Raw genomic sequence first — 22,391 nt, forward strand, 5'->3', positions numbered from 1 at the left:
CGACGGGACGAGCTGCCGGGGCAGACCGACCAGCTCTTCGTCGTCGACCGCGAGGAGAAGCTCCTCGGCGTGCTGCCGATCAACAAGCTGCTCGTGACCGATCCGGACACGAAGGTCGAGGCGGTGATGCAGCCTCCGGCGGTCAAGCTCCTGCAGCACGAGAAGGCCGACGCCGCGGCGAGCGCGTTCGAGCGCTACGACCTGGTCTCGGCACCTGTAGTCGACACCAACGACAAGCTCGTAGGGCGCGTCACGGTCGACGAGGTCCTCGACTTCGTCCGCCAGCGCGGCGAGGAGGACCTGCTCGCGCAGGCGGGCTTGCGGGAGGAGGAGGACGTCTTCGCCTCGGTGTGGGCGTCGTTCCGCAACCGGTGGACGTGGCTCGCGGTCAATCTCGTCACCGCGTTCATCGCCTCGCGCGTGATCGGCGTGTTCGAGGGCTCGATCGAAAAGCTCGTCGCGCTCGCCGCGCTGATGCCGATCGTCGCCGGGATCGGCGGCAACTCGGGCAACCAGACGATCACGATGATCGTGCGCGCGATCGCCATGGGCCAGGTCGAGCCGAGCGCGATGAAGCGCCTGATGCGCAAGGAACTCAAGGTCTCGCTGATCAACGGCCTGTTCTGGGGCGGCATCATCGGCGTGCTGTCGTGGTGGCTCTATCACAGCGTGTCGCTGGGCCTTGTGATGACCGCCGCGATGACGCTCAACCTGCTGCTCGCGGCTTCGGCCGGCGTGCTGATCCCGATGATGCGCTTCCGCCTCGGCAAGGACCCGGCGCTCGGCAGCTCGGTGATGATCACCGGCCTGACCGACTCCGGCGGCTTCTTCATCTTCCTCGGACTCGCGACGCTGTTCCTGCTCTGAGCGCAGACACGGTCGACAAAAAGGGGCGCCGCGGCGCCCCTTTTCTTTGTTGCCCGGAAGCGAATCAGAGCTTCGCGAACACCTTGCGTGCCGCGTCGACCGTCGCCGCGACGTCCGCCTCGGTGTGCGCCACCGACAGGAAGCCCGCTTCGAAGGCCGAGGGCGCGAAGAAGTGGCCCTCGTCCAGCATCGCATGGAAGAAGCGGTTGAACGCCTCGCGGTCCGAACCCATCACCTCATTGAACGAACGCGGCACCGCGGCGCTGAAATACAGGCCGAACATGCCGCCGATCGAGTCCGCGCAGAAGGTCACGCCGGTTGCGCGCGCGGCTTCATTGAGCCCGTCCGCGAGCTGCTTCGTGCGCGCCGCGAGCGTGTCGTAGAAACCCGCCTCGCGGATCAGCTTCAGCGACGCGATGCCCGCCGCCACCGCGACCGGGCTGCCGGAGAGCGTACCCGCCTGGTACACGGGACCGAGCGGCGCGATCTGCTGCATGATGTCGCGACGGCCGCCGAAGGCGCCGACCGGCATGCCGCCGCCGATCACCTTGCCGAGCGTCGTCAGATCCGGCGTGATGTTGAAGAGACCTTGCACGCCCTGCGGGCCGACGCGGAAGCCGGTCATCACCTCGTCGAAGATCAGCACGACGCCGTACTGCGTGCACAGGCTGCGCAGCCCTTCGAGGAATCCCGGCACCGGCTGGATCAGGTTCATGTTGCCCGCGACCGCCTCGACGATGACCGCGGCGATCTCGTTGCCGCGCGCCTTGAAGGCCTCCTCGACCTGCTGCAGGTTGTTGTAGTCGAGCACGATCGTGTGCTTCGCGAAGTCCGCCGGCACACCGCCCGAGGACGGATTGCCGAAAGTCAGCAGGCCCGAGCCGGCCTTCACCAGCAGGCTGTCGGCGTGGCCGTGGTAGCAGCCTTCGAACTTGACGATCGCATCGCGGCCGGTGAAGCCGCGCGCGAGGCGGATCGCGCTCATCGTCGCCTCGGTGCCCGAACTCACGAGACGCACCATGTCCATCGACGGCATCAGCTCGCAGATGAGCTCGGCCATGTCCACTTCGGCTTCCGTCGGCGCACCGAAGGACAGGCCGCGCAGCGCCGCCTCGCGTACCGCCTCGACGATCGCCGGATGGGCGTGACCGGCGATCGCCGGGCCCCAGGAGCCAACGTAGTCGATGTATTCCTTGCCGTCCGCGTCCCACACGCGCGCGCCCTTGGCGCGCTCGATGAAGCGCGGCGCCCCGCCCACCGAACGGAAGGCGCGCACCGGCGAATTCACGCCGCCGGGAATCGTGTTCTGGGCGCGCTGGAAGAGGGCTTCGTTCTTGCTGTTCATGTCGTCGAAACTCGTCGATTGAGAATTGCAGTAAAAGGAACCCGAGGTCTGCGGCCGCCAGCCGAGATCTCAGACCGATTCAAACAAGGCGGCATAGGCCGCCGCTCGCGCGCCAGGATTGGACGCGTCGAAGACATCGGAGATCACCGCGAGCAGATCCGCGCCGGCTGCAACGACGGCCGATGCGTTCTCCAGCGTGATCCCGCCGATCGCCGCGACCGGGCAGCGAAGTTCGAGGTGCGCGCGGGTCAGCAAGGCGAGCGGCGCATGCACCGCCGCAGGCTTGGTCGGCGACGAAAACACGGCACCGAAAGCCACGTAATCCGCGCCGGCTGCGAGGCCCGCCTCGGCCCGCGCCCATTCGTTGTAGCAGGTCACGCCGAGAATGCGCTTCGGCCCCAATGCCGCACGCGCCGCCGCGATATCGCCGTCCTCGCGCCCGAGATGCGCACCATCCGCACCGATCGCCAGCGCGAGTTGCAAGTCGTCGTTGATGACCAGCGGCACCCCTGCGTCGCGGCACGGCTGAACGAGTGCCGCCGCCTGCTCGCGCCGCAGCGCCGCGTCGGGATGCTTGCTGCGGTACTGCAGTAGCGCCGGCCGGCCTTCCAGCGCGCGCCGCACGAGCCCGACGAGCGTCGCCGTATCGGCGAGATCAGGGGTGACGACGTACAGCCCACGCAGCTTGCGTTCAGTCATCGCCTTTCGCTTCCGTTGCCGCTTCATCTTCCGGCCGCGCCCAGAACAGGCGATCCGGCAGCGCGAGCCCCATTCCCGGGCGGTAGGCGGCCGACAAGGCCTGCCATGTGAATTCCTGCGCCTCGCGCACCGCCTCGGGCACTTCCATGCCGTGGGCGAGTGCCGCTGCCAGCGCCGCCGCCAGCGTCGAACCCGCGCCGAGGAAACGCTCCGGCAACCGGTCCCAGGCATCGGTGCGCACCGGCCCGTCGCTATTGACGAGCACATTCACGACCTGCGGTCCCGGCTCGCTCGTGCCGGTGAGCAGGATGTAGCGCACGCCCAACGCGAGCAGATGGTTGATCGCGTCCTCCACCGACAGGTCGGCGTCGACGACTTCGCCCCCGCCCTCGTCGGCGAAGAGTTCCGCGTCGTCCTCGCCTTCGTCCGTCGCGAACCGCTCCGGATCCGGCGCCACCGCCGCGAGCTGCAGCACTTCGTCGCGGCTCGCAACGAGCACCGTCGTCTGCGGCAGCACCAGTTCCGCGATGCCGGCAAGCAGATCCTCGCCGCTCGACTCGTCACCGTCGACGAAGCCCAACGACGGCGCAACGACGAGCGGCAAGTCAGGGTAATCGGACAGGATCTCGGCGATCGCCGCCACGTTCTCGACGCTGCCCACCATGCCCAGCTTGAACGCGCGCACCGGGATGTCTTCGAGCAGCGCCCGAGCCTGCGCCGCCACCGCCTCTGCGTCGAGCGCGAGCACTTCCTCGACGCCGCGCGTGTCGCGCACGATCACTGCGGCGAGCACCGACAAGGGGTGGCAACCCATGCTCGCCAGCGTCAGGACATCCGACTGAAGGCCGTCGCCGCCGGTGGCATCGCTGGCCGCGAAAGACAGCACGGGAGGGGGAAGATCGTGTAAATCGATGGACATGATGGAATCTGCCGAAAGCACAGCGCCGCCTGATCTGGCACGGCAGGAAAAATGCGGTAAGATGCGGCGGATTTTACAGCCAATTCGCCCAGAGCATGCTTACCGATGGCCAACTCGCCCCTCCCGCGGCGTTGGATCTTCCTCGGGCGAGCGCAGGACCGGCTGGAATGACGGGAAAAAGTCCGGAAGATGACATCCGAGCATCCCGATGAGTTCCCGCGGGCGCGTTGGCGAAGCCACGGAAAGGGTACGAAAACCCGCCGGACAATGCAAACACCATATTCGGCCCCACCCCGACGCCGAGGATTGAAGACATGGATCTGACCGGACTCAAGGTGATGGTGATCGACGACAGCAACACGATTCGTCGCAGCGCCGAAATTTTCCTGACGCAGTCGGGATGCCAGGTACTGCTGGCCGAAGACGGTTTCGACGCGCTCGCCAAGATCGCCGACCATCATCCCGACGTGATCTTCGTCGACATCATGATGCCGCGACTCGACGGCTATCAGACCTGCGCGCTGATCAAGAAGAACCCGCAACTCGCGGCAACCCCGGTGATCATGCTGTCGTCGAAGGACGGTCTCTTCGACCGCGCCCGCGGCCGTATGGTCGGGTCCGACGAATACCTCACCAAGCCCTTCACCAAGGACAGCCTGCTCAAGGCGGTCGCCACCCATGCCGGACGCAGTTCCGGACAAGAACACTGACCGGAGCCGCACACGCCATGCCGATCAAGAAGATACTTGTCGTTGACGATTCGCCGACCGAACGCCTGGCGATGACTGAGCTGCTCAGCGCGAAGGGCTACCAGGTCGTCACCGCCGACAGCGGTGAAAGCGCGATCGCGCGCAGCAAGAGTGAGATGCCCGACCTGATCCTGATGGACGTCGTGATGCCGGGCATGAACGGCTACCAGGCCACCCGCACGATCTCGCGCGACGAGGCGACGCGCAACATCCCGATCATCATGTGCACCAGCAAGGGACTGGAAACGGACCGCATCTGGGGCATGCGCCAGGGCGCGTACGACTATCTCGTCAAGCCCGTCGATCCGACCGAACTGCTGGCCCGTATCCAGGCCCTGGGCTGAGCATCGATGGCCAAGCGACTCAGCCTGCGCGAATTCCAGGAAGACCTGGTGCGCCGCTTCGCCGAAGCGCAAAGCGGCGACCGGCGGGCCCTGCTGGGCGTCCGCGCGGGGCGCGAGAACTGGCTCATCAACCTCACCGACAGCGGCGAGATCCTGCCGCCACCGCCGCTCGCGCCGGTGCCGCTGACCTACGACTGGTATCGCGGCCTCGCCAACGTGCGCGGCACACTCTTCAGCGTCGTCGATTTCGCAGCCTTCCAGCACGGCGGCCTGACGCCGGCCGGCGGTGGCGCTCGCCTGCTCCTCGTCGGCGTGCGCCACGGCGTCAACTGTGCGCTGCTGGTATCGAGCGCACTCGGCCTGCGCAGCCCCGACGATTTCCAGCCGGACACCAGCGGCGGCGCGGACGAACGCCCGTGGGTGCAGGCGCGCCTGCGCGACGCACGCGACCATGTCTGGCTCAAGCTCGACGTCCCGCGACTGCTTTCGCACCGCGGCTTCCTGCAGGCGGGGCTCGAATAAGCCCGTGGCCCTGCCCAAGCATTCCAACGATAACCACTCATCCGATCTCGCGGAGCACACACCATGGCCCTCAAGCTTCCGACGCTGAACTTCAGCAAGAAGAAGGCTGACCCGGAAGATTCCCCGATCGCCACGACCATCATGGAAGACATGCCGGTGCGGCGCGTCGCCGATCCGCGGGCCGGCAAGGCGGAGGTGGGCAAACCGCGCACCGCGGCCGAAAAGCTCGGGGCGCTGGCCTTCGCCTTCGCGCTGATCACGATCGCGGGCCTGATCCTGCTTTTCTACCAGTTCCGCGAATCGGCCAACGCCACCTCGGTCATCGCCGCCGCCGGAGAGATGGAAACGCTGACGCAGCGCATCGCCAAAGCGACGCAGCTGTCGCTGCAGGGCAACGCCGCAGCCTTCGCCGAATTGCGCAACGGCACGCGCCGCTTCAACGAACTGCTCGACGCGCTGACCAACGGCGGCACGATCGACGACAAGGACGTGCGCCCCGCCCCCCGCGCCGCGCAGGACCAGATCGAGGCGCTCGCGACGACCTGGCGCCCCACGGCCGAGAAGGCCAGCCAGCTGATCGCACAGGAAAAGAACCTGCTCGCGCTGAATGAATCGGTCGCCTTGATCAACAGGGACGACCAGGCGCTGTTCGAACAGGGGGAACAACTCGCGCAACTGAAACCGCAGGCGGAGAACGCGGTCATGCTGACCCAGCGCATCGCCAAGAATGCCAATGCGCTGCTGGCGGCCAACGTCATCGACCCGCAGATCGCCTTCGCGCTCGGCAAGGATGCGAAGGCACTCTCAGCCCAGACTTCGGACCTGCGAGTCGGCACTGCGGACCCGGAGGCACGTCGGCGCCTGCTGGCGTTCGAAACCGGCACGGCGGAAACGCTCGACGCCGTCACCCGCATCCTCGACAACATCCAGGCACTGGTCCAGGCCAAGGCCGCGGGCCGCGACATTTTCAACGACTCCGAAAAGCTCACCGACAACGCGCGCAAGCTCTCGGCCGCGCTCAACAACGCCTATAGCGGCCTCAGCGGCGCGACCATCGCGATCGCCATCGCAGCGGTGCTCGGCCTGATCGTGCTGTCCTCGATGGCGAAGCTCAACAACCGCGAACTCGCCTCGCGTCAGCAGGAAGCCGAACAGCAGCAGCGCAGCGCCGAAAGCGAACGCAACCAGGCGCAGCAGGCGATCCTGCGGCTGATGAACGAGATGGGCGACCTCGCCGACGGCGACTTGACGGTGCGCACGACGGTGTCGGAAGACATCACCGGCGCGATCGCCGACTCGGTGAACTACACGATTGAAGAGCTCTCCGTGCTCGTGCGACGCATCAACGACGCCGCGACGCGCGTGACGCTCGCGACCGAAGCCGCGCAGAAGATCTCCACCGAGCTCCTCAGCGCCACCGAACGCCAGTCGCATGCGATCGAGGACGCCGGAACCACCGTCGAACAGATGGCCCGCTCGATGACGGAATCGTCCGAGCGCGCGCTGCGCTCCGCACAGGTCGCCCGCCGCTCGCTCGATTCGGCGCGCAAGGGCGCCAGCGCGGTGGAAAACACCATCAAGGGCATGAACGGCATCCGCGAGCAGATCCAGGAAACCTCGAAGCGGATCAAGCGCCTCGGCGAATCCTCGCAGGAGATCGGTGAAATCGTCGAACTGATCTCGGACATTACCGAACAGACCAACGTGCTCGCGCTGAACGCCGCGATCCAGGCGGCCTCCGCCGGCGAAGCCGGACGCGGCTTCACCGTCGTCGCGGAAGAAGTGCAGCGCCTCGCGGAACGCTCCGCCGAGGCGACCAAACAGATCGCGGCGATCGTGAAGACGATTCAGACCGACACCAAGGACGCCGTCGCGTCGATGGAAAACGCGACCCGGGACGTGGTCGAAGGCGCGCAGCTGTCCGACGCCGCCGGCCAGGCGCTGTCCGAGATTGGCGACGTGTCAACCGAAACCGCCCGGCTCATCGAACAGATTTCGAGCGACACTCAGCATCAGGCCGCGACCGCAACACGCGTGGCCGAAGGCATGAAGGAAATCCTCGCGATTACCGAGCAGACCGCGAACGGCACGCGCCAGACTGCGGTGTCGGTCGGCCAGCTCGCCGACCTCGCGGTCGAGCTGAAAGGCTCGGTCTCGGGCTTCAAGGTCTGACGGCACAGTAGCAGCTTCGGGAACCGGCCATGACGCACCCCAACGAACTGGATCTGGGCCCGCTCACGTGGGTCAAGAACGAAATCGACCTGGCACTCGCCCGTGCGGACGAATCGCTCGAACTGGCGTCCGGCGCGCCCGACGCGGCGGCTCGCATCCAGTTTGCGCAAACCCACCTGCACCAGGTGCGCGGCGCCATCTCGATCGTCGGGCTCGACGGACTCGCCCAGTTCGCGACCTCGCTCGACCTGTCGCTCGCAGCGGTTGCGCGCGGCGAACGCCCGGCCGACGACGCGACGCTGAAGCTCGCCCGGCGCGCGCTGGCGACGATGGGCAACTACCTCGAGGAGCTCGTCCACGGCACGCCCGATCAACCGCTGCGGCTGCTGCCGCTGTATCGCGAAATCCACGCGATCCGCAGCACCGACCCGGTGTCGCCCGCCGAGCTCTTTTTCCCCGACCTGACGCAGCGCCCCCCTAGACGGCAGATCGCGGCCAGCGAGCTCCCCGATGAGGCGCGCCAGAACCAGTTACGCACCCTGCGTGCCCAGTTCCAGCGCGGACTGCTGCAGTGGCTGCGCGCCGCTGGCGACGCCGCCGGCCCGACGACGATGCTCGGCGCCGTGCAGGGCATCGAAGCACTGCACACCGACACGCCGATCATCAACTTCTGGTACGCCGCCGAAGGCTTCCTCGAAGCGCTCGCGAACGGCGATCTGCCCGCTCAGCCCGAGGTCAAGCGACTCTGTTCGCAGCTCGACGCACAACTAAAACGCCTCACCGATGCGCCGGGTGCCGTCCCCGAACGGCTGATCCGCGAACTGCTGTACTGGGCCGCCCAGGCACCTGCCCGTAGCGCCCAGCAACAGGCCGCACGCACGACCTGGCATCTCGACGCGCTGATTCCCGAGGCAGGCGCCTCCGTCAGTGCGACGCCGCTCGCGACCCTGCTGAAGACCCTGCAGGGCACGATGGTCGCGAGCAAGGAAGCCTGGGACGAGTTCTCGGAAGGCCATGCGGCGGCCCTGCCTCATTTCGAAACCCGCCTCGCCGAACTCATCGCCGAAGCCAAACAACTTGGCCGCCCGGCCCTCGACCGCCTCCTCGCAGCCCTCGGCGACTTCGTCGGCTGGGTGCGCAAGGATCCGCTGCGTATCAACGACCAGATCGCGCTCGAAGTCGCCACGGCCCTGCTGCTCGCAGACAGCGCGCTGCAGCGCGGCGCGCCCGATGCCGGATTCTCGACCCAGGCCGCCGACACCGCCAACCGCCTCGACGCGCTGATGCGTGGCGAACAGGTCGCGGCAGCCGAATACTCGGCCACTGTCGAGACCGCGCGCCGCCAGCAGGAACGCGAAGCCCTCAGCCAGGTCTCGCGCGAGATCCTGTCGAGCCTCGCCCAGGTCGAGCAGATCCTCGACGATTACTTCCGCAACCAGGCGAAGCGCGCCCCGCTCGCCGGCCTCGCCAAGCCGCTGAAGCAAATCGAAGGCGCCCTGACGCTCGTTGGCGACGCCGAAGCGATCGCCTTGGTCCATGACGCGGCCGCGACGATCGCCCGCTTCGCCGCTACCGACGGCGCACCGCAACCGGGGCAGTTCGAACGCCTCGCCCAGCGGTTGTCTGCGCTCGGCTTCTACGTCGAAGCGCTGCAACGCGGCCCGGCGACCCTGCAGCGCTTCCTCGCCCCGCTGGCACCGCAAGCGGCGGCCACGGCCGAAGAAGCGCCCGCAATCACGATCGAAGCCGCGCGGCCCGCCGCACCGAGCGCACCGCCCGCGCCTGTCGCCCCCGAACCCGCCAGGGCGCTGGAAGCCGCCGCCCCCATCCAGGTTCCGCCCGAGCCCGAAGCCGAACCCCAGCCCCAGGCCGCTCCCCGGCCCGAAGCCGAGATCGTCGCGCCGCTCGCATTCGAACTCCCCGCGCTCGAAGCGGCCCCGCTGGAAGAGCCGCGGATGGCTCCAGCTCCGACCCCCACCCCGGCGCCCGAAGCCACGCCCGCGTCTGAGCCCGCCAAGGTGGCGGACACCGGCGCCGCGGACGTTGACGCTGAACTGCTTGCGATCTTCATCGAAGAAGCTCACGAGGTCCTCGCCACCGTTGGCGAAGAACTCGCCCTCCTGCGCACCGCCCCCGACTCGATCGAACACCTGCGCTCCATCCGCCGCGGCTTCCACACCCTGAAGGGCAGCGGCCGCATGGTGGGCCTGCGCGATCTCGGCGAATCCGCCTGGGGCATGGAGCAGACGCTCAACCGCTGGCTGCAGCTCGAGTGGCCGCCGACGCCGGCGCTGCATCATCTCGTCGATGCCGCCCATCACGTCTTCGGCGACTGGGTGCACGCCCTCGAAGCCGGCGAACCCCACGCGCCCGACGTCTCGGCCCTCACGGCCGAAGCCGAACGGCTACGGAGCAGCGAAACCGCCGTCGTCGAACCTGCGCCGATGACCTCCGCCGCAGTGGCGGCGCCAGAGACTATCGAAGCGGTCGCCGAAGCGGAGGCCCCGCCGGCAGCAGAAGCAGAGCCACTGGAATTCGCCGCACTGGAGCTCGGCGAAGGCGGCGAAATCCTCCCCTTCACCGCCCCCGTCCTCGAAGCGCTTCCGCCGCTCGAAGAAGGCGCAGTCGAAGAGGCGCTCCCCGAGGAGATCGACCTCGAAGCCGCTGCCCTCGACGAGCCGGTGCTCGAAGAACCCACCTTGGAGGAAACCTCGCTCGAGGCTCTCCCGCTGGACGAGATCCCGCTCGAGGAGCCCGGCCTGGAGGAGACTCCGCTCGACGAAAACTGGCTGAACGATACCCCGCTCGAGGAAATCGAGCTCGGGGAAGCCGTGGCCGAAGAACTCGCAGAAGAAGCGCCTTCGACGGAAGAAATCATTCTGGAGGAAGCCTTTTCCCTTGAAGATCTGGCACCGCTTGCCCCCGAGGCACCCGCGCCCATTTCCGAGCCGCCTGCGCTCGCGGCCGAAGCGGCGCAAGAGCCGCTCGGCGAGGCGCCCGAGTGGCTCGAAGAGACCGATCTCAGCGGCCCGCCCCCCGCCGCCTCGCTGTATCGCACTGCAACCATCGAAGCGCTGGACGAGCCGGAACTGGAGCTCGAACCGGAAGAAATTTCGCTCGAGGCCCCGATCGACCTGGTCGAGACGCCCAGCGCGGAAGCGCTGCTTGAGCCCGAAACCGCCGAACCGCTCATCGACCTCACATTCGACGTACCCGAAGAGGCACTGATCGAAGAGCCGCTGCCTGAAGAAATCGCCGCGACCGAAGTCCCGGCGGAAGAAGCCCTGGTTGAGGACACTCTGACCGAGGAAGCGCTGATCGAAGAGCCTTTGGTGGAAGAGATCGCGGCAATCGATCTCCTGCCGGAAGTGCCGGTGACGGAAGAAGTGCTCCTCGAGGAAGCACTGACCGAAGAGGAGTTGCTCGAAGAGCCGCTCGTCGAGGAACTCGGCGAGACTGTGGCAGTGCCGGAAGCCGAGGAAGTTGAAGCCGCCGCAATCGAAGAACCTGCACCCTTCACGGTGGAACGCGACGTCGTCCGCGTCGGCGACAACGAAATCAGCCGCCCGCTGTTCGACCTCTATCTCGGTGAGGCCCGCCACCATCTGTCGGTCCTGCACAGCGAACTCGCGAGAATCGAGGCCAACCCGACCCTCGTACCGGGCGAGCCGCCGCTGCGAGCGGCGCACACGCTCGCCGGCATCTCCGGCACCACGCGCATCATGAGCGTGCAGATGCTCGCCCGTGCGCTCGAGCACGCGCTGGAACGCCTGCGCGACACGGCCCACGCACCGACGCCCGAACAGGCCGCCGTGCTCAAGACCTCCAACGAGACGCTCGAGGCGATGCTCGCGCAGGTCGCGGCCCGCCTGATGCCGCTCGACATGCCCGAGCTGGTCGAACAGCTCGACGCTATCGGCCGCAGCGTCCCGCTCGAACCCGAACCTGCCATCCCGGCTGCAGCGCTGACCTTGGCGCCGAGCGCCGTAGTGGCGGCGGAAGCACTCCCCGAAGCGCCTCCCGAAGCGCCCGTCGTGAAACCGGCGGTACGCGACGACCTTGACGAACAGCTGCTGCCGATCTTCCTCGAAGAAGGCAACGAGCTCGTCGCCGAACTGCACGCAACCCTGCGCAACTGGAGTAGCGGCGCACCGGGCGACCACGCGAAGGCGAGCGCTCGCCTGCTGCATACGCTCAAGGGCAGCGCGCGGATGGCGGGCGCAATGACTCTGGGCGAGCACGTCCACCAGCTCGAATCGCGCCTCGAAGCGGCACTCACGGCCGGCAGCGAACCGCAAGCGCTGATCGACGAACTCGTCACCGGCCTCGACCAGGCCGAACAGATGATCGCGAGGCTCGGAGGCGGCGGGACAGCCCCGACGGCCGGCGAAGCCGCTGCCGCAACGACGGCAACCGCCGTGGAAGTGGAGCCCGCCGAAGCCGAAGCGGGCGGTGCGCTGGCAACGCTGCGCGTGCGCGCCGACACCGTCGACCGCTTCGTCAACGAGGCCGGCGAAATCGGTATCGCCCGGACCCGGATCGCAGGCGAACTGCGTACGCTGCGCCGCTCGCTGCTGGACCTCACCGAAAACGTCATCCGCCTGCGCAACCAGCTACGCGAGGTCGAGATCCAGGCCGACATGCAGATGCAGTCCCGCATTGCACACACCGGCTCGGCCGAGAGCGATTTCGACCCGCTCGAAATGGACCGCTACACGCGCCTGCAGGAGCTGACGCGGATGATGGCCGAGAGCGTGGGCGACGTCACAACCGTTCAGCAGAGCCTCTTGCGCAACCTCGACGCGGCCGACATCGCGCTCAACGGCCAGGCGCGCCTGTCGCGCGACCTGCAGCAGGCGCTGATGCAGGTGCGCATGGTGCCCTTCGACAGCCTCGCCGACCGCCTGTACCGTGTTACGCGCCAGACCGCGAAGGACCTCGGCAAGCGCGCGAACCTCGATCTGCGCGGCGGCCGCATCGAAATCGACCGCAGCGTGCTGGAGCACATCACCGCGCCGCTCGAACACCTGCTGCGCAACGCCGTCGCGCACGGCATCGAATCGCCCGAGCAGCGCCAGGCGGCAGGCAAGCGCGACATCGGCCAGATCACGCTCGCCGTCAGCCAGGAAGGCAATGAAATCGCGATCAGCCTCTCCGACGACGGCAACGGCCTCGACTACGACAAGATCGCTGAACGTGCCCGCACGAGCGGCCTGCTCGGCCCCGACGAAGTCGCCGACGAGCGCCGTCTGACCAACCTGATCTTCCTGCCCGGCTTCTCGACCGCCGGCAACGTCTCGACGGTGTCGGGCCGCGGCGTCGGCATGGACGTCGTGAAGTCCGAAACGGCCGCGGTCGGCGGCCGTATCGACATCCGCGCCGCACGCGGCAAGGGCACAGAGTTCCGCATCTACCTGCCGCTCACGCTCGCCGTGACGCAGGCCCTGCTGGTCGTCGCGGGCGGACGCACCTACGCGATCCCGTCGAGCATGATCGCGCAGGTCATGGAGCTGAAAGCCGACGCGCTGGAAAGCCTGCGCGAAGCCGGTGGCACCGAGTGGCAGGGGGAATCCTTCAACTACCGCTACCTGCCTCGGCTGCTCGGCGACCATGTCAGCCAGCCCGTCGAGCAGCGCTTCAACTGGGTGCTGCTGCTGCGCGCCGGCGCCCAGACGCTCGCGCTGCATGTCGACACGTTGCGCGGCAACCAGGAAATCGTCGTCAAGAACGCGGGCCCACAACTCGCGCGCGTGGTCGGCATTTCGGGCGCCACGGTGCTCGGCGATGGCGAGATCGTGCTGATCCTCAACCCGGTCGCGCTCGCCAGCCGCGGGCTCGCGGAACGCGCCCCAACGCAGGAGGCTTCGGCGGGCGAGCTCGAAACGCTCGAACCGCTCGAACCCGCCGCGCCCGCCCCCGTCCAGCATCAGCCGACGATCATGGTCGTCGACGACTCGCTGACGGTGCGCAAGATCACCGGCCGCCTGCTCGAACGCGAAGGCTATCGCGTGGTCACCGCGAAGGACGGCGTCGATGCGCTGGAGCACCTGCTCGAAACGGTGCCCGACGTGATCCTGTCGGACATCGAGATGCCGCGCATGGACGGCTTCGACCTGCTGCGCAACATCCGCGCGGACGACCGCCTGAGCGCCGTGCCGGTGATCATGATCACCTCGCGACTCGCGGACAAACATCGCCAGCTCGCGGAGAAGATCGGCGCCAACGAGTACCTCGGCAAGCCCTACGAGGAAACTGAACTCCTCGGCCTGCTGCGCAGCTACACCGAACGGCGCGCCGCCCCGCGCGACTGACGCGCCCCCGCCGTCGTACGGCTCAGTCCCGTACGACGGCGAAGCGCTGCAGCGTGCGCTCGCGAGCCCGTGCGTGATCGACGATCGGCGCTGGGTAATCTCGACCGATGCGCACGCCGCACGCCGCTTGCTCGGCCGCCGGCATCTTCCACGGCGCATGGAGGTAGCGCGGCGCCACCCGCGCCAGCTCGGGCACGTAGCGGCGGATGAAAGCGCCGTCCGGGTCGAAACGCTCGGATTGGGTCACAGGGTTGAAGATGCGGAAATACGGCTGCGCGTCGCAGCCTGTAGACGCCGCCCATTGCCATCCGCCGTTGTTCGCCGCGAGGTCGTAGTCGTTCAGCTGCGCCGCGAAATAGCGCTCGCCGCGCCGCCAATCGACCCCGAGATCCTTCGTCAGGAAAGACGCCGTCACCATCCGCAGCCGGTTGTGCATGTAGCCCGTGGTGTTGAGCTGCCGCATCGCGGCGTCGACCAGGGGATAGCCGGTGCGCCCCTCGCACCACGCCGCAAAGAGTTCCGGCGCGTCGTCCCACGCGATGCGGTCGTACTCAGGCCGGAAACAGGCATCGACGACCCGCGGGTGGTGCCACAGGATCATCTGATAGAACTCGCGCCAGATGAGCTCCGACAGCCAGGTTTGCGCCCCCGCCGACCCTGCCGTCCACGCCAGGCTCGCAAGCTCGCGGACCGATACCGTGCCGAAGCGCAAGTGGGTCGAGAGGTAGGACACGCCCTTGCGCGCAGGATAATCGCGCGCCTCGGCGTAGCCCGCGATGCGGCCAGCAAAATCCCCGAGCAGCGCCCGCCCGCCCGACATCCCGGTCGGCAGGCGCAACTCCCCGAGATTGGTCGGTTCGAAGCCGAGCTCGGCCAGTTCGGGAATGCGCTCGCCAGCCGCCTTCTGCGCGAGCCCCGCCGCCATGTCGGCGATCGGAAATGCTTCCATCTGCCCCCCATCGAAATGCCCAAGCCAGGCATTCTTGTAGGGCGTGAAGACGCTGTACGGCGCTCCCGCCTGCGTCAGGATCTCGTCGCGTTCGAAAATCACCTGGTCCCGGAAATCCTCGAACGCGATGCCGGCCTCGGCGAGCCGCTGCGCCACCCGACGATCACGCGCGACCGCCGCCGGCTCGTAGTCCCGATTCGCGAATACCGCCGCCACACCCAGTTCGCTCGCGAGCTGCGGCACGGCCTCGTCGGCCCGTGCGTGCCGCACGATCAGCCCCGCGCCGGCTCCGCCGGCTTGCCGCGACAGGCGATCGAGTTCAGCGTCAAGCTCCCGGATGCTGCGCCAGATGAATTCGACGCGGCGATCCGCGCGCTGGGGCAAAGCATCGAGGATTTCGCGATCGAACACGAACACGCAATGCACCCGCGCGAAGCGTCGCAGCGCGTGATGCAGGGCCGCATGATCGAAACAGCGTAAATCTCTCCGGAACCAAACCAACGCCGCGGCATCCATCGTCAAACTCGGACTCCAATCCAACACAAGGCCAACCCGTCGCGCGCCTAACGCACACGTTACTGCTCATCGTGGCACGCGAGAGGCTAAAATGCAGCCATGAGCGCAATCACGTCGAACTTCACGCATCATTTCCTGATCGCCATGCCGAGCATGACCGATCCCAATTTCACGCGCACGCTCACCTACGTTGCCGAGCACAACGACCAAGGCGCGCTGGGGATCATCGTCAACCGGCCGATCGACATGACGCTCGGAGCGCTCTTCGAACGCGTCGACCTCACGATCGAAGTCGACGGCTTCTCCGAACAACCGGTCTATTTCGGCGGCCCGGTCCAGACCGACCGCGGCTTCGTGCTGCACCGCCCGGCCGGCGAATGGCACTCCACGCTCAACGTGATGGACGAAGCCGGCCTGACGAGTTCGCGCGACATCCTGCAGGCCATCGGCAGCCGCGGCGAACCCGCCGAAGTCCTCGTCACCCTCGGCTACTCCGGCTGGGCCGCCGGGCAGCTCGAACAGGAACTCGCCGAGAACGCCTGGCTCACCGTGCCGGCCGATCTCTCGATCGTGTTCGGCCTGCCGCCCGAAGAACGGCTCGCCGCCGCCATGCAAAAACTCGGCATCGATTTCGCGAACCTCAGCGAGTCGGCGGGGCATGCCTGAGGCTGCCGCCGCCATATCCGCCGCACTACCCACCCGCGGCACCCTGCTCGGCTTCGACTTCGGACTCGCCCGCGTCGGTGTCGCCGTCGGCGAACTCGAAACCGGCCGCGCCAGCGCGCTCGTCACGATCAACGGCGAAGCCAGCGCCCCGCGCTTCGCCGCCATCGAAAAACTCCTCGCCGAATGGCGCCCTGTCGCCCTGGTGGTCGGCATTCCCAGCCACCTCGACGGCACACCGCACGAGATGACGGCCCGCTGCCGCCGCTTCGCGAACCAGCTGCACGGGCGCTATGGCCTGCCCGTCATGGAATGCGACGAACGCCTCAGCTCGGCGGAAGCCGAACGCTCGCTCAGCGGCGCCGGGCGCAAGCGCTGGCAGGACCGCAAGCCCATACTCGACGCCGTCGCAGCACAGATCATCCTGCAACACTTCCTGGACGCCACCCGAAATGATGCACAACCTTGATGCCGAGGCACTCTGCCAGGCGCTCATCGAGCAGATGCGGCCGCAGGTCGGCCCCGACACCGCCCTCGTCGGCATCCACACGGGCGGCGTGTGGCTCGCCCAGCGGCTCGTCGCGGCGCTGGGGCTGAAGCAGTCGCCCGGCTCGATCGACGTCTCCTTCTACCGCGACGACTTCGGCTCGCGCGGTCTGCATCCGCAGCCCAAGCGCACTGAGATCCCCTTCGACGTCGAAGGCGCCCACGTCATCATCGTCGACGACGTGCTGTACACCGGCCGCACGACGCGCGCCGCCATCAACGAACTGTTCGACTTCGGCCGCCCGGGCCGCGTCGAGCTCGCGGTGCTGATCGACCGCGGCGGCCGCGAGCTGCCGATCGCGCCGAAGTACTGCGCCCTCACCCTGCCCGCCCCCCTGCCGGCGAACCAGCGGCTCGAACTCGAAGCCGACGCTGCCGGCGCGCTCACCCTGAGGCTGATCGATGCATAACCCCCAACTCAACAAGCATGGCGAACTGCAGCACCTGCTGACGATCGACGGTCTGCCCCGCGACGTCATCAGCGCGATCCTCGACACCGCCGCGCCCTTCACCGAAGTCGCCGAACGCGAAGTGAAGAAGCTGCCGCTGCTGCGCGGCAAGAGCATCTTCAACCTGTTCTTCGAGAATTCCACGCGCACTCGGACGACTTTCGAGATCGCCGCCAAGCGCCTCTCCGCCGACGTCGTCAACCTCAACGTCTCGACGAGCTCCACCGCCAAGGGCGAGAGCCTCCTCGATACCGTCGACAACCTGTGCGCGATGCAGGCCGACATGTTCGTCGTGCGCCACGCGGCGAGCGGCGCGCCCTTCCTGATCGCGCAGCATCTCCTTGCGACCGGCCGCGACCACATCCACGTCGTCAACGCGGGCGACGGCCGCCATGCGCACCCGACGCAGGGCCTGCTGGACATGTACACGATCCGGCACTACAAGCGCGACTTCACGAACCTGACCGTGGCCATCGTCGGCGACGTGCTGCACTCCCGCGTCGCGCGTTCGCAGATTTCGGCACTCACCACGCTCGGCGTGCCCGAAGTGCGCGTCATCGGCCCGAAGACCCTGCTGCCGACCGAGGTTGAGCGCCTCGGCGTGCGCGTCTGCCATGACATGCGCGAAGGTCTCAAGGACGTCGACGTCGTCATGATGCTGCGCCTGCAGAACGAGCGCATGAACGGCGCCCTGCTACCGACGCCGCAGGAGTACTACAAGATCTGGGGCCTCACCGCAGAGAAGCTGGCGCTCGCGAAGCCCGACGCAATTGTCATGCACCCCGGTCCGATGAACCGCGGCGTCGAGATCGATTCGGCCGTGGCCGACGGCGCCCAGGCCGTGATCCTGCCGCAGGTCACCTTCGGGATCGCCGTGCGCATGGCGGTCATGAGCATGCTGGCCGGCCAGCAAGGGAGCTACAAGTAATGAAGATCCGCATCACCAACGGCCGCGTCGTCGATCCCGCCAACGGCACCGACGAAGTCCGCGACATGTACCTTGCCGACGGCAAGATCCTGGCGCTCGGCCAGGCCCCCGACGGTTTCACCGCCGAGCGCACGATCGATGCGAGCAAGCTCGTCGTCGCCCCCGGCTTGATCGACGTCGCCGCACGCCTGCGCGAACCTGGCTTCGAATACCGCGCCACCCTCGAATCCGAAATGGACGCCGCGATGGCCGGTGGCGTCACCAGCCTCGCGATCCCGCCCGACACCGACCCCGTGCTCGACGAACCGGGCCTCGTCGAGATGCTGTGCTACCGGGCGAAGAAGCTCAACCGCGCCCACGTCTACCCCGTCGGCGCGCTGACGCTGGGCCTCAAGGGCCAGCGCCTGTCTGAGATGGCCGAGCTCGTCGAAGCCGGCTGCGTCGCCTTCAGCCAGGCCAACGAACCGATCGTCGACAACGCGGTGCTGATGCGTGCGATGCAATACGCGGCGACCTTCGGCTTCCGCGTCTGGCTGCAGCCGCTCACCCCCTTCCTGAGCTCGATCGGCGTCGCCCACGACGGCGAAGTCGCTTCGCGCCTCGGCCTGCCCGGCGTGCCGGCCGAGACCGAAACGATCGCGCTCTACACCTACATCCAGCTCGCGCGCAGGACCGGTGCGAACCTGCATATCACGCGCCTGTCCAGCGCGGCCGGCCTCGAACTGATCGAACAGGCCCGTGCGGGCGGCGTCGACATCACCTGCGACGTCTCGATCAACAACCTGCACCTGTCCGACATGGACATCGGCTACTTCAACAGCAACTGCCACCTCGTGCCGCCGCTGCGCAGCCTCCGCGACCGCGACGCGCTGCGCCAAGGCCTCGCCGACGGCCGCATCAACGCGCTGTGTTCGGATCACACGCCGGTCGACGACGACGGCAAACTGACTCCGTTCAGCGAATCCGAACCCGGCGCAACCGGCCTCGAACTGCTGCTGCCGCTGACGCTGAAATGGGCGCAGGAAAGCGGGCTGCCGCTGACGAAGGCGCTCGCACGCGTGACCACCGACGCCGCACGCGTCGTCGGCATCACCAAAGCGGGTCACCTGAGTCCCGGCGCGCGCGCCGACCTGTGCCTCTTCGACCCGACTGAGCACACGACGATCAGCCGCGACCAACTGCGCAGCCAGGGCAAGAACACGCCCTTCCTGGGGCTGGAGTTGCCGGGCCGGGTGCACTACACGCTGGTCGAAGGCCAGATCATGCACGAGCTCAACTGACGCTTCCGCAGCCTGCGCTGCGGCCTGAGGATGTCTATCCGAGGGCGCGCAGCCGGGCAACGGCCTCCGCGCGCGGGGCCTCGACCCGCACCCGCTTCGCGCGCGACGTCTCGCCGCTGACGAGCGTCACCATCGAGCGCGACACCCCGCAGAATTCCGCCAGAAACGCGCACAGCGCGGCGTTCGCCTTGCCGTCGACCGGCGGCGCAGCGAGCCGCACTTTCAGCGCCTCACCGTGCAGACCGACGACCTCGGTCTTCTTCGCGCCCGGCTGGATATGCAGCGTCAGCACGACGCTGCCGTCCGCCGCCTCGCGCAGCCAGCCGGCACTCATCCGCCGATCAGCAGCGACGCGAAATTCGCGCGCAGCCCCCCGAGCACCATCAGCACGATCTGCAAGATGAGTAGCAGCACGAGCGGCGACAGGTCGACGTTCGCGATCGGCGGCAGGATGCGGCGGAAGGGCTTCAGGAAAGGTGCGGCAAGGTTATGGAAGACCGACGCCGCGGGCGCATGCGGATTCACCCAGGACAGGATCGCCGACATCATCACGACGCCGAAGATCAGGTACAGCGCCATCCGCAGCAGCTCCAGCAGGCCGAGTCCCCACAGGCCGACGAGCAAGCTACCGATGCCGGCGGACAGCGATACACCTCTCAGCGCCAGCTCGATGAAGACGAACAGCGTCTGGAACAGCCAGGCCGGCAACAGGCTCGCCATGTCCAAGCCCATCAGGCCGGGAATCACGCGTCGCAGCGGCCGGACGACCCAGTCGGTGGTCGCGACCACGAACTGGCCGATCTGGTTGCGGAAGGACACCCGCAGCCACTGCATGAAGAAACGCGCCAGCAGCATCATCGTGATGAAGCCGAACACGGCGTCGAGCACCACCAGCAGAATGTTGCCGAACATCGTCGATCAACCCTGGCCGAGTTGATCGCCGAGTTCGCGGCCGCGCACTTCGGCGGCCGCGACCGCACGGACGATCGTGTCGAAGAAGCCCGACTCGGCCATGCTCTTCAGCGCCGCCTCGGTCGTCCCGCCCTTCGACGTCACCCGCTCACGCAGCACTGCCGGCGACTCCTCCGAACCGGCCGCGAGCTTCGCCGCGCCGAGCACCGTGTCGATCGCGAGTCGCCGCGCCGTCGCACCGTCGAAGCCGAGCGAAACGCCGGCCGCCTCGAGCGCCTCGATGAAATGGAAGACATAGGCCGGACCGCTGCCCGACACTGCCGTCACCGCGTCCATCTGCGCTTCATCCCCGATCCATGCCGTGCTGCCAACCGCCGCAAGCACCCGCTCGGCCGCTGCCCGCCCGGCCGCATCCACGGACGGATCGGCGTAGAGTCCCGTCACCCCCGCGCCGATCAGCGCCGGCGTGTTCGGCATCGCCCGCACGATTCGCGAGTAGCCGCCGAGCCAGCGGCCCATGTCGGCGATGCGCAGCCCGGCGGCGATACTCACCACGACCTGCTGCGCGAGCCGTCCGGCGATCGGCGCCAGCGCCGCCTTCATCTGCTGCGGCTTTACCGCCAGCACGAGCACGTCGCAGGCGAGCAGCGCATCGTCGATCTCGCCGACCGCGCGCACGCTGAAGCGACTCGCGAGCCGCTCACGGCTTTCCGCCTGCAGGTCCACAACCTGGATGTCTGCGCCAGCAAAACCGCGCTCCAGCATCCCCCCGATCAGCGCGGTGGCCATATTGCCGCCGCCCAGAAAGCTGATCCTGATCCGATTCGTCATGCTTCTCCCTTGCGCAGCTCACGTGCGCCAAATATCGCGGTCCCGACTCGCACCATCGTCGCCCCCTCGGCGATCGCCGCCTCGAGGTCGTGCGACATGCCCATCGACAAGGTGTCGAGTGCGAGCCCTTCGGAATTCAACTCGTCACGCAGTCCGCGCAGCGTCGCGAAGCGCGAGCGCAGCAGGCGCTCGTCCTCGGTCGGCTCGGGAATGCACATCAGTCCGCGCAGCCGGATCCGCGGCAGCGCCGCGACCTCACGCGCCAGCGTGCCGGCCTCGCCCGGTGCCACGCCGCTCTTGCTCGCCTCGCCGCTGACATTCACCTGGATGCAGACGTTGAGCGGCGGCAAGGACGGATCACGCTGCTCCGACAGGCGCTGCGCAAGCTTCAGCCGATCGATCGAATGCACCCAGTCGAAGCTCTCCGCCACCGGCCGCGTCTTGTTGCTCTGGAGCGGCCCGATGAAATGCCATTCGAGTCCAAGCGAGCGCAGCTCCCCGATCTTGGCAACGCCTTCCTGCACATAATTCTCGCCGAACAGCCGCTGTCCGGCTTCCGCCGCCTGCGCCACGGAGTCGGCCGGCCACGTCTTGCTCACCGCAAGCAGCGCAATTTCGTCAGGCGACCGCCCCGCCGCCGCGGCGGCAGTAGCAATGCGCGTGCGCACGTCTTGCAAGTTCGCTGAGATTGATGTCATATAACGGCAGACCTTCACTCCGAAATCCGGCCCGGCGAGTATAGCATCGCCCGTCAGCACGCCTCCCGCTCGCCACCCTGCAAGAAATCCCGACGATCCAATGGATATCACCGAACTGCTCGCCTTCGCGGTCAAGAACAAGGCCTCCGACCTTCACCTGTCCTCCGGCCTTCCGCCGATGATCCGCGTACATGGCGACGTACGGCGCATCAACCTGCCTGCGATGGAACACAAGGACGTCCATTCCATGGTGTACGACATCATGAATGACGGCCAGCGCAAGCAGTATGAAGAAGTCCTGGAGTGCGACTTCTCGTTCGCGATCCCGAACCTCGCCCGTTTCCGCGTCAACGCCTTCAACCAGAACCGCGGCGCGGCCGCCGTATTCCGGACGATTCCGTCCAAGGTGCTGACGCTCGAAGAGCTCAACGCGCCGAAGATCTTCAAGGAGATCTCCAATCAACCGCGCGGCATCGTGCTCGTCACCGGCCCGACCGGCTCCGGCAAGTCGACGACGCTCGCGGCGATGATCAACTACATCAACGAGTCGCGCCACGAACACATCCTCACGGTCGAGGACCCGATCGAGTTCGTGCACCAGAGCAAAAACTGTCTCGTCAACCAGCGCGAGGTCGGGCGCGACACCCTGAGCTTCAACAACGCGCTGCGCTCGGCGCTGCGTGAGGACCCG

Annotated in this window: 20 protein-coding genes; 12 read left to right on the forward strand and 8 right to left on the reverse strand. The window is 67.5% G+C overall.

Annotation, left to right across the window (positions count from 1 at the left end; translation table 11 throughout):
* The coding region (locus VJ673_RS22895) for a magnesium transporter (RefSeq protein WP_324128494.1) at positions 1-867 on the forward strand (867 nt) is incomplete at its 5' end.
* A gap of 64 nt (positions 868-931) precedes the next feature.
* Here the strand turns inward: VJ673_RS22895 and hemL are convergent.
* The 3 genes from hemL to thiD all read right to left on the reverse strand — a co-directional run bounded on the left by hemL (position 932) and on the right by thiD (position 3,830).
* On the reverse strand, positions 932-2,212 hold the full coding sequence (gene hemL, locus VJ673_RS22900) for a glutamate-1-semialdehyde 2,1-aminomutase (protein ID WP_324128495.1): 1,281 nt from the start codon (positions 2,210-2,212) through the stop codon (positions 932-934).
* Between the two features lie 69 nt (positions 2,213-2,281).
* Positions 2,282-2,911, reverse strand: coding sequence for a thiamine phosphate synthase (gene thiE / locus VJ673_RS22905; protein WP_324128496.1), 630 nt, complete (start codon positions 2,909-2,911; stop codon positions 2,282-2,284).
* Positions 2,904-3,830, reverse strand: a complete 927-nt coding sequence (thiD, locus tag VJ673_RS22910) for a bifunctional hydroxymethylpyrimidine kinase/phosphomethylpyrimidine kinase (RefSeq protein WP_324128497.1) — start codon at positions 3,828-3,830, stop codon at positions 2,904-2,906. The genes thiE and thiD overlap by 8 nt, the downstream gene beginning before the upstream one ends.
* Before the next feature lie 314 nt (positions 3,831-4,144).
* Between thiD and VJ673_RS22915 the strand changes: the two genes are divergently transcribed.
* The 5 genes from VJ673_RS22915 (at position 4,145) to VJ673_RS22935 (ending at position 13,928) form a co-directional block, all read left to right on the forward strand.
* Entirely contained in the window at positions 4,145-4,540 is a 396-nt protein-coding gene (locus tag VJ673_RS22915; RefSeq protein ID WP_324128498.1) for a response regulator, read from the forward strand.
* 17 nt (positions 4,541-4,557) lie between these two features.
* Positions 4,558-4,923, forward strand: a complete 366-nt coding sequence (locus VJ673_RS22920; RefSeq protein ID WP_324128499.1) for a response regulator — start codon at positions 4,558-4,560, stop codon at positions 4,921-4,923.
* A gap of 6 nt (positions 4,924-4,929) precedes the next feature.
* Positions 4,930-5,445 (forward strand): chemotaxis protein CheW, encoded by a 516-nt coding sequence (locus tag VJ673_RS22925; RefSeq protein ID WP_324128500.1) that lies wholly within the window; start codon positions 4,930-4,932, stop codon positions 5,443-5,445.
* Between the two features lie 63 nt (positions 5,446-5,508).
* Positions 5,509-7,617, forward strand: coding sequence for a methyl-accepting chemotaxis protein (locus VJ673_RS22930; protein WP_324128501.1), 2,109 nt, complete (start codon positions 5,509-5,511; stop codon positions 7,615-7,617).
* A gap of 29 nt (positions 7,618-7,646) precedes the next feature.
* Positions 7,647-13,928 (forward strand): hybrid sensor histidine kinase/response regulator, encoded by a 6,282-nt coding sequence (locus tag VJ673_RS22935; protein ID WP_324128502.1) that lies wholly within the window; start codon positions 7,647-7,649, stop codon positions 13,926-13,928.
* Between the two features lie 22 nt (positions 13,929-13,950).
* Here VJ673_RS22935 and VJ673_RS22940 read toward each other — a convergent pair whose 3' ends face one another.
* Positions 13,951-15,393, reverse strand: a complete 1,443-nt coding sequence (locus VJ673_RS22940) for a cryptochrome/photolyase family protein (protein ID WP_324128503.1) — start codon at positions 15,391-15,393, stop codon at positions 13,951-13,953.
* A 99-nt stretch (positions 15,394-15,492) separates the two neighbouring features.
* Here VJ673_RS22940 and VJ673_RS22945 point away from each other — a divergent pair, with 99 nt between their 5' ends.
* Genes VJ673_RS22945 through VJ673_RS22965 form a run of 5 tightly spaced genes read left to right on the forward strand, consistent with a single transcriptional unit; the run spans position 15,493 to position 19,259 of the window.
* Positions 15,493-16,059: a YqgE/AlgH family protein gene (locus tag VJ673_RS22945; protein ID WP_324128504.1), complete on the forward strand. Its 567-nt coding sequence runs from the start codon at positions 15,493-15,495 to the stop codon at positions 16,057-16,059.
* Complete coding sequence (ruvX, locus tag VJ673_RS22950; RefSeq protein WP_324128505.1) at positions 16,052-16,525, forward strand: Holliday junction resolvase RuvX; 474 nt, start codon at positions 16,052-16,054, stop codon at positions 16,523-16,525. Before VJ673_RS22945 ends, ruvX begins: the two co-directional genes overlap by 8 nt.
* Positions 16,512-17,012 (forward strand): bifunctional pyr operon transcriptional regulator/uracil phosphoribosyltransferase PyrR, encoded by a 501-nt coding sequence (gene pyrR, locus VJ673_RS22955; protein WP_324128512.1) that lies wholly within the window; start codon positions 16,512-16,514, stop codon positions 17,010-17,012. The genes ruvX and pyrR overlap by 14 nt, the downstream gene beginning before the upstream one ends.
* Positions 17,005-17,979, forward strand: a complete 975-nt coding sequence (locus VJ673_RS22960; RefSeq protein ID WP_324128506.1) for an aspartate carbamoyltransferase catalytic subunit — start codon at positions 17,005-17,007, stop codon at positions 17,977-17,979. Before pyrR ends, VJ673_RS22960 begins: the two co-directional genes overlap by 8 nt.
* Positions 17,979-19,259, forward strand: coding sequence for a dihydroorotase (locus tag VJ673_RS22965; protein WP_324128507.1), 1,281 nt, complete (start codon positions 17,979-17,981; stop codon positions 19,257-19,259). Before VJ673_RS22960 ends, VJ673_RS22965 begins: the two co-directional genes overlap by 1 nt.
* Positions 19,260-19,293: 34 nt before the next feature.
* On the opposite strand, the gene VJ673_RS22970 is transcribed toward VJ673_RS22965, so the two are convergent.
* Genes VJ673_RS22970 through VJ673_RS22985 form a run of 4 tightly spaced genes read right to left on the reverse strand, consistent with a single transcriptional unit; the run spans position 19,294 to position 21,700 of the window.
* Positions 19,294-19,593 carry a DUF167 domain-containing protein gene (locus VJ673_RS22970; RefSeq protein ID WP_324128508.1) on the reverse strand — a complete coding sequence of 100 codons (300 nt, stop codon included), beginning with the start codon at positions 19,591-19,593 and terminating at the stop codon, positions 19,294-19,296.
* Positions 19,590-20,171, reverse strand: coding sequence for a YggT family protein (locus tag VJ673_RS22975; protein ID WP_324128509.1), 582 nt, complete (start codon positions 20,169-20,171; stop codon positions 19,590-19,592). The genes VJ673_RS22970 and VJ673_RS22975 overlap by 4 nt, the downstream gene beginning before the upstream one ends.
* Positions 20,172-20,177: 6 nt before the next feature.
* Entirely contained in the window at positions 20,178-20,990 is an 813-nt protein-coding gene (proC, locus tag VJ673_RS22980) for a pyrroline-5-carboxylate reductase (RefSeq protein WP_324128513.1), read from the reverse strand.
* Positions 20,991-20,998: 8 nt separating this feature from the next.
* Complete coding sequence (locus VJ673_RS22985) at positions 20,999-21,700, reverse strand: YggS family pyridoxal phosphate-dependent enzyme (protein WP_324128510.1); 702 nt, start codon at positions 21,698-21,700, stop codon at positions 20,999-21,001.
* Positions 21,701-21,800: 100 nt separating this feature from the next.
* Here VJ673_RS22985 and VJ673_RS22990 point away from each other — a divergent pair.
* A partial coding sequence (locus VJ673_RS22990; protein WP_324128511.1) for a type IV pilus twitching motility protein PilT occupies positions 21,801-22,391 on the forward strand: 591 nt, incomplete at its 3' end.

Origin of the sequence: Aromatoleum sp., assembly GCF_035254505.1 — a bacterium.
GTDB lineage: Bacteria > Pseudomonadota > Gammaproteobacteria > Burkholderiales > Rhodocyclaceae > Aromatoleum.

What these genes read in the sequence shown, in the direction of transcription:
- hemL (WP_324128495.1), bottom strand. Translation starts at nt 2,212, where the DNA reads ATGAACAGCAAGAACGAAGCCCTCTTCCAGCGCGCCCAGAACACGATT.
- thiE (WP_324128496.1), bottom strand. Translation starts at nt 2,911, where the DNA reads ATGACTGAACGCAAGCTGCGTGGGCTGTACGTCGTCACCCCTGATCTC.
- thiD (WP_324128497.1), bottom strand. Translation starts at nt 3,830, where the DNA reads ATGTCCATCGATTTACACGATCTTCCCCCTCCCGTGCTGTCTTTCGCG.
- VJ673_RS22915 (WP_324128498.1), top strand. Translation starts at nt 4,145, where the DNA reads ATGGATCTGACCGGACTCAAGGTGATGGTGATCGACGACAGCAACACG.
- VJ673_RS22920 (WP_324128499.1), top strand. Translation starts at nt 4,558, where the DNA reads ATGCCGATCAAGAAGATACTTGTCGTTGACGATTCGCCGACCGAACGC.
- VJ673_RS22925 (WP_324128500.1), top strand. Translation starts at nt 4,930, where the DNA reads ATGGCCAAGCGACTCAGCCTGCGCGAATTCCAGGAAGACCTGGTGCGC.
- VJ673_RS22930 (WP_324128501.1), top strand. Translation starts at nt 5,509, where the DNA reads ATGGCCCTCAAGCTTCCGACGCTGAACTTCAGCAAGAAGAAGGCTGAC.
- VJ673_RS22935 (WP_324128502.1), top strand. Translation starts at nt 7,647, where the DNA reads ATGACGCACCCCAACGAACTGGATCTGGGCCCGCTCACGTGGGTCAAG.
- VJ673_RS22940 (WP_324128503.1), bottom strand. Translation starts at nt 15,393, where the DNA reads ATGGATGCCGCGGCGTTGGTTTGGTTCCGGAGAGATTTACGCTGTTTC.
- VJ673_RS22945 (WP_324128504.1), top strand. Translation starts at nt 15,493, where the DNA reads ATGAGCGCAATCACGTCGAACTTCACGCATCATTTCCTGATCGCCATG.
- ruvX (WP_324128505.1), top strand. Translation starts at nt 16,052, where the DNA reads ATGCCTGAGGCTGCCGCCGCCATATCCGCCGCACTACCCACCCGCGGC.
- pyrR (WP_324128512.1), top strand. Translation starts at nt 16,512, where the DNA reads ATGCACAACCTTGATGCCGAGGCACTCTGCCAGGCGCTCATCGAGCAG.
- VJ673_RS22960 (WP_324128506.1), top strand. Translation starts at nt 17,005, where the DNA reads ATGCATAACCCCCAACTCAACAAGCATGGCGAACTGCAGCACCTGCTG.
- VJ673_RS22965 (WP_324128507.1), top strand. Translation starts at nt 17,979, where the DNA reads ATGAAGATCCGCATCACCAACGGCCGCGTCGTCGATCCCGCCAACGGC.
- VJ673_RS22970 (WP_324128508.1), bottom strand. Translation starts at nt 19,593, where the DNA reads ATGAGTGCCGGCTGGCTGCGCGAGGCGGCGGACGGCAGCGTCGTGCTG.
- VJ673_RS22975 (WP_324128509.1), bottom strand. Translation starts at nt 20,171, where the DNA reads ATGTTCGGCAACATTCTGCTGGTGGTGCTCGACGCCGTGTTCGGCTTC.
- VJ673_RS22985 (WP_324128510.1), bottom strand. Translation starts at nt 21,700, where the DNA reads ATGACATCAATCTCAGCGAACTTGCAAGACGTGCGCACGCGCATTGCT.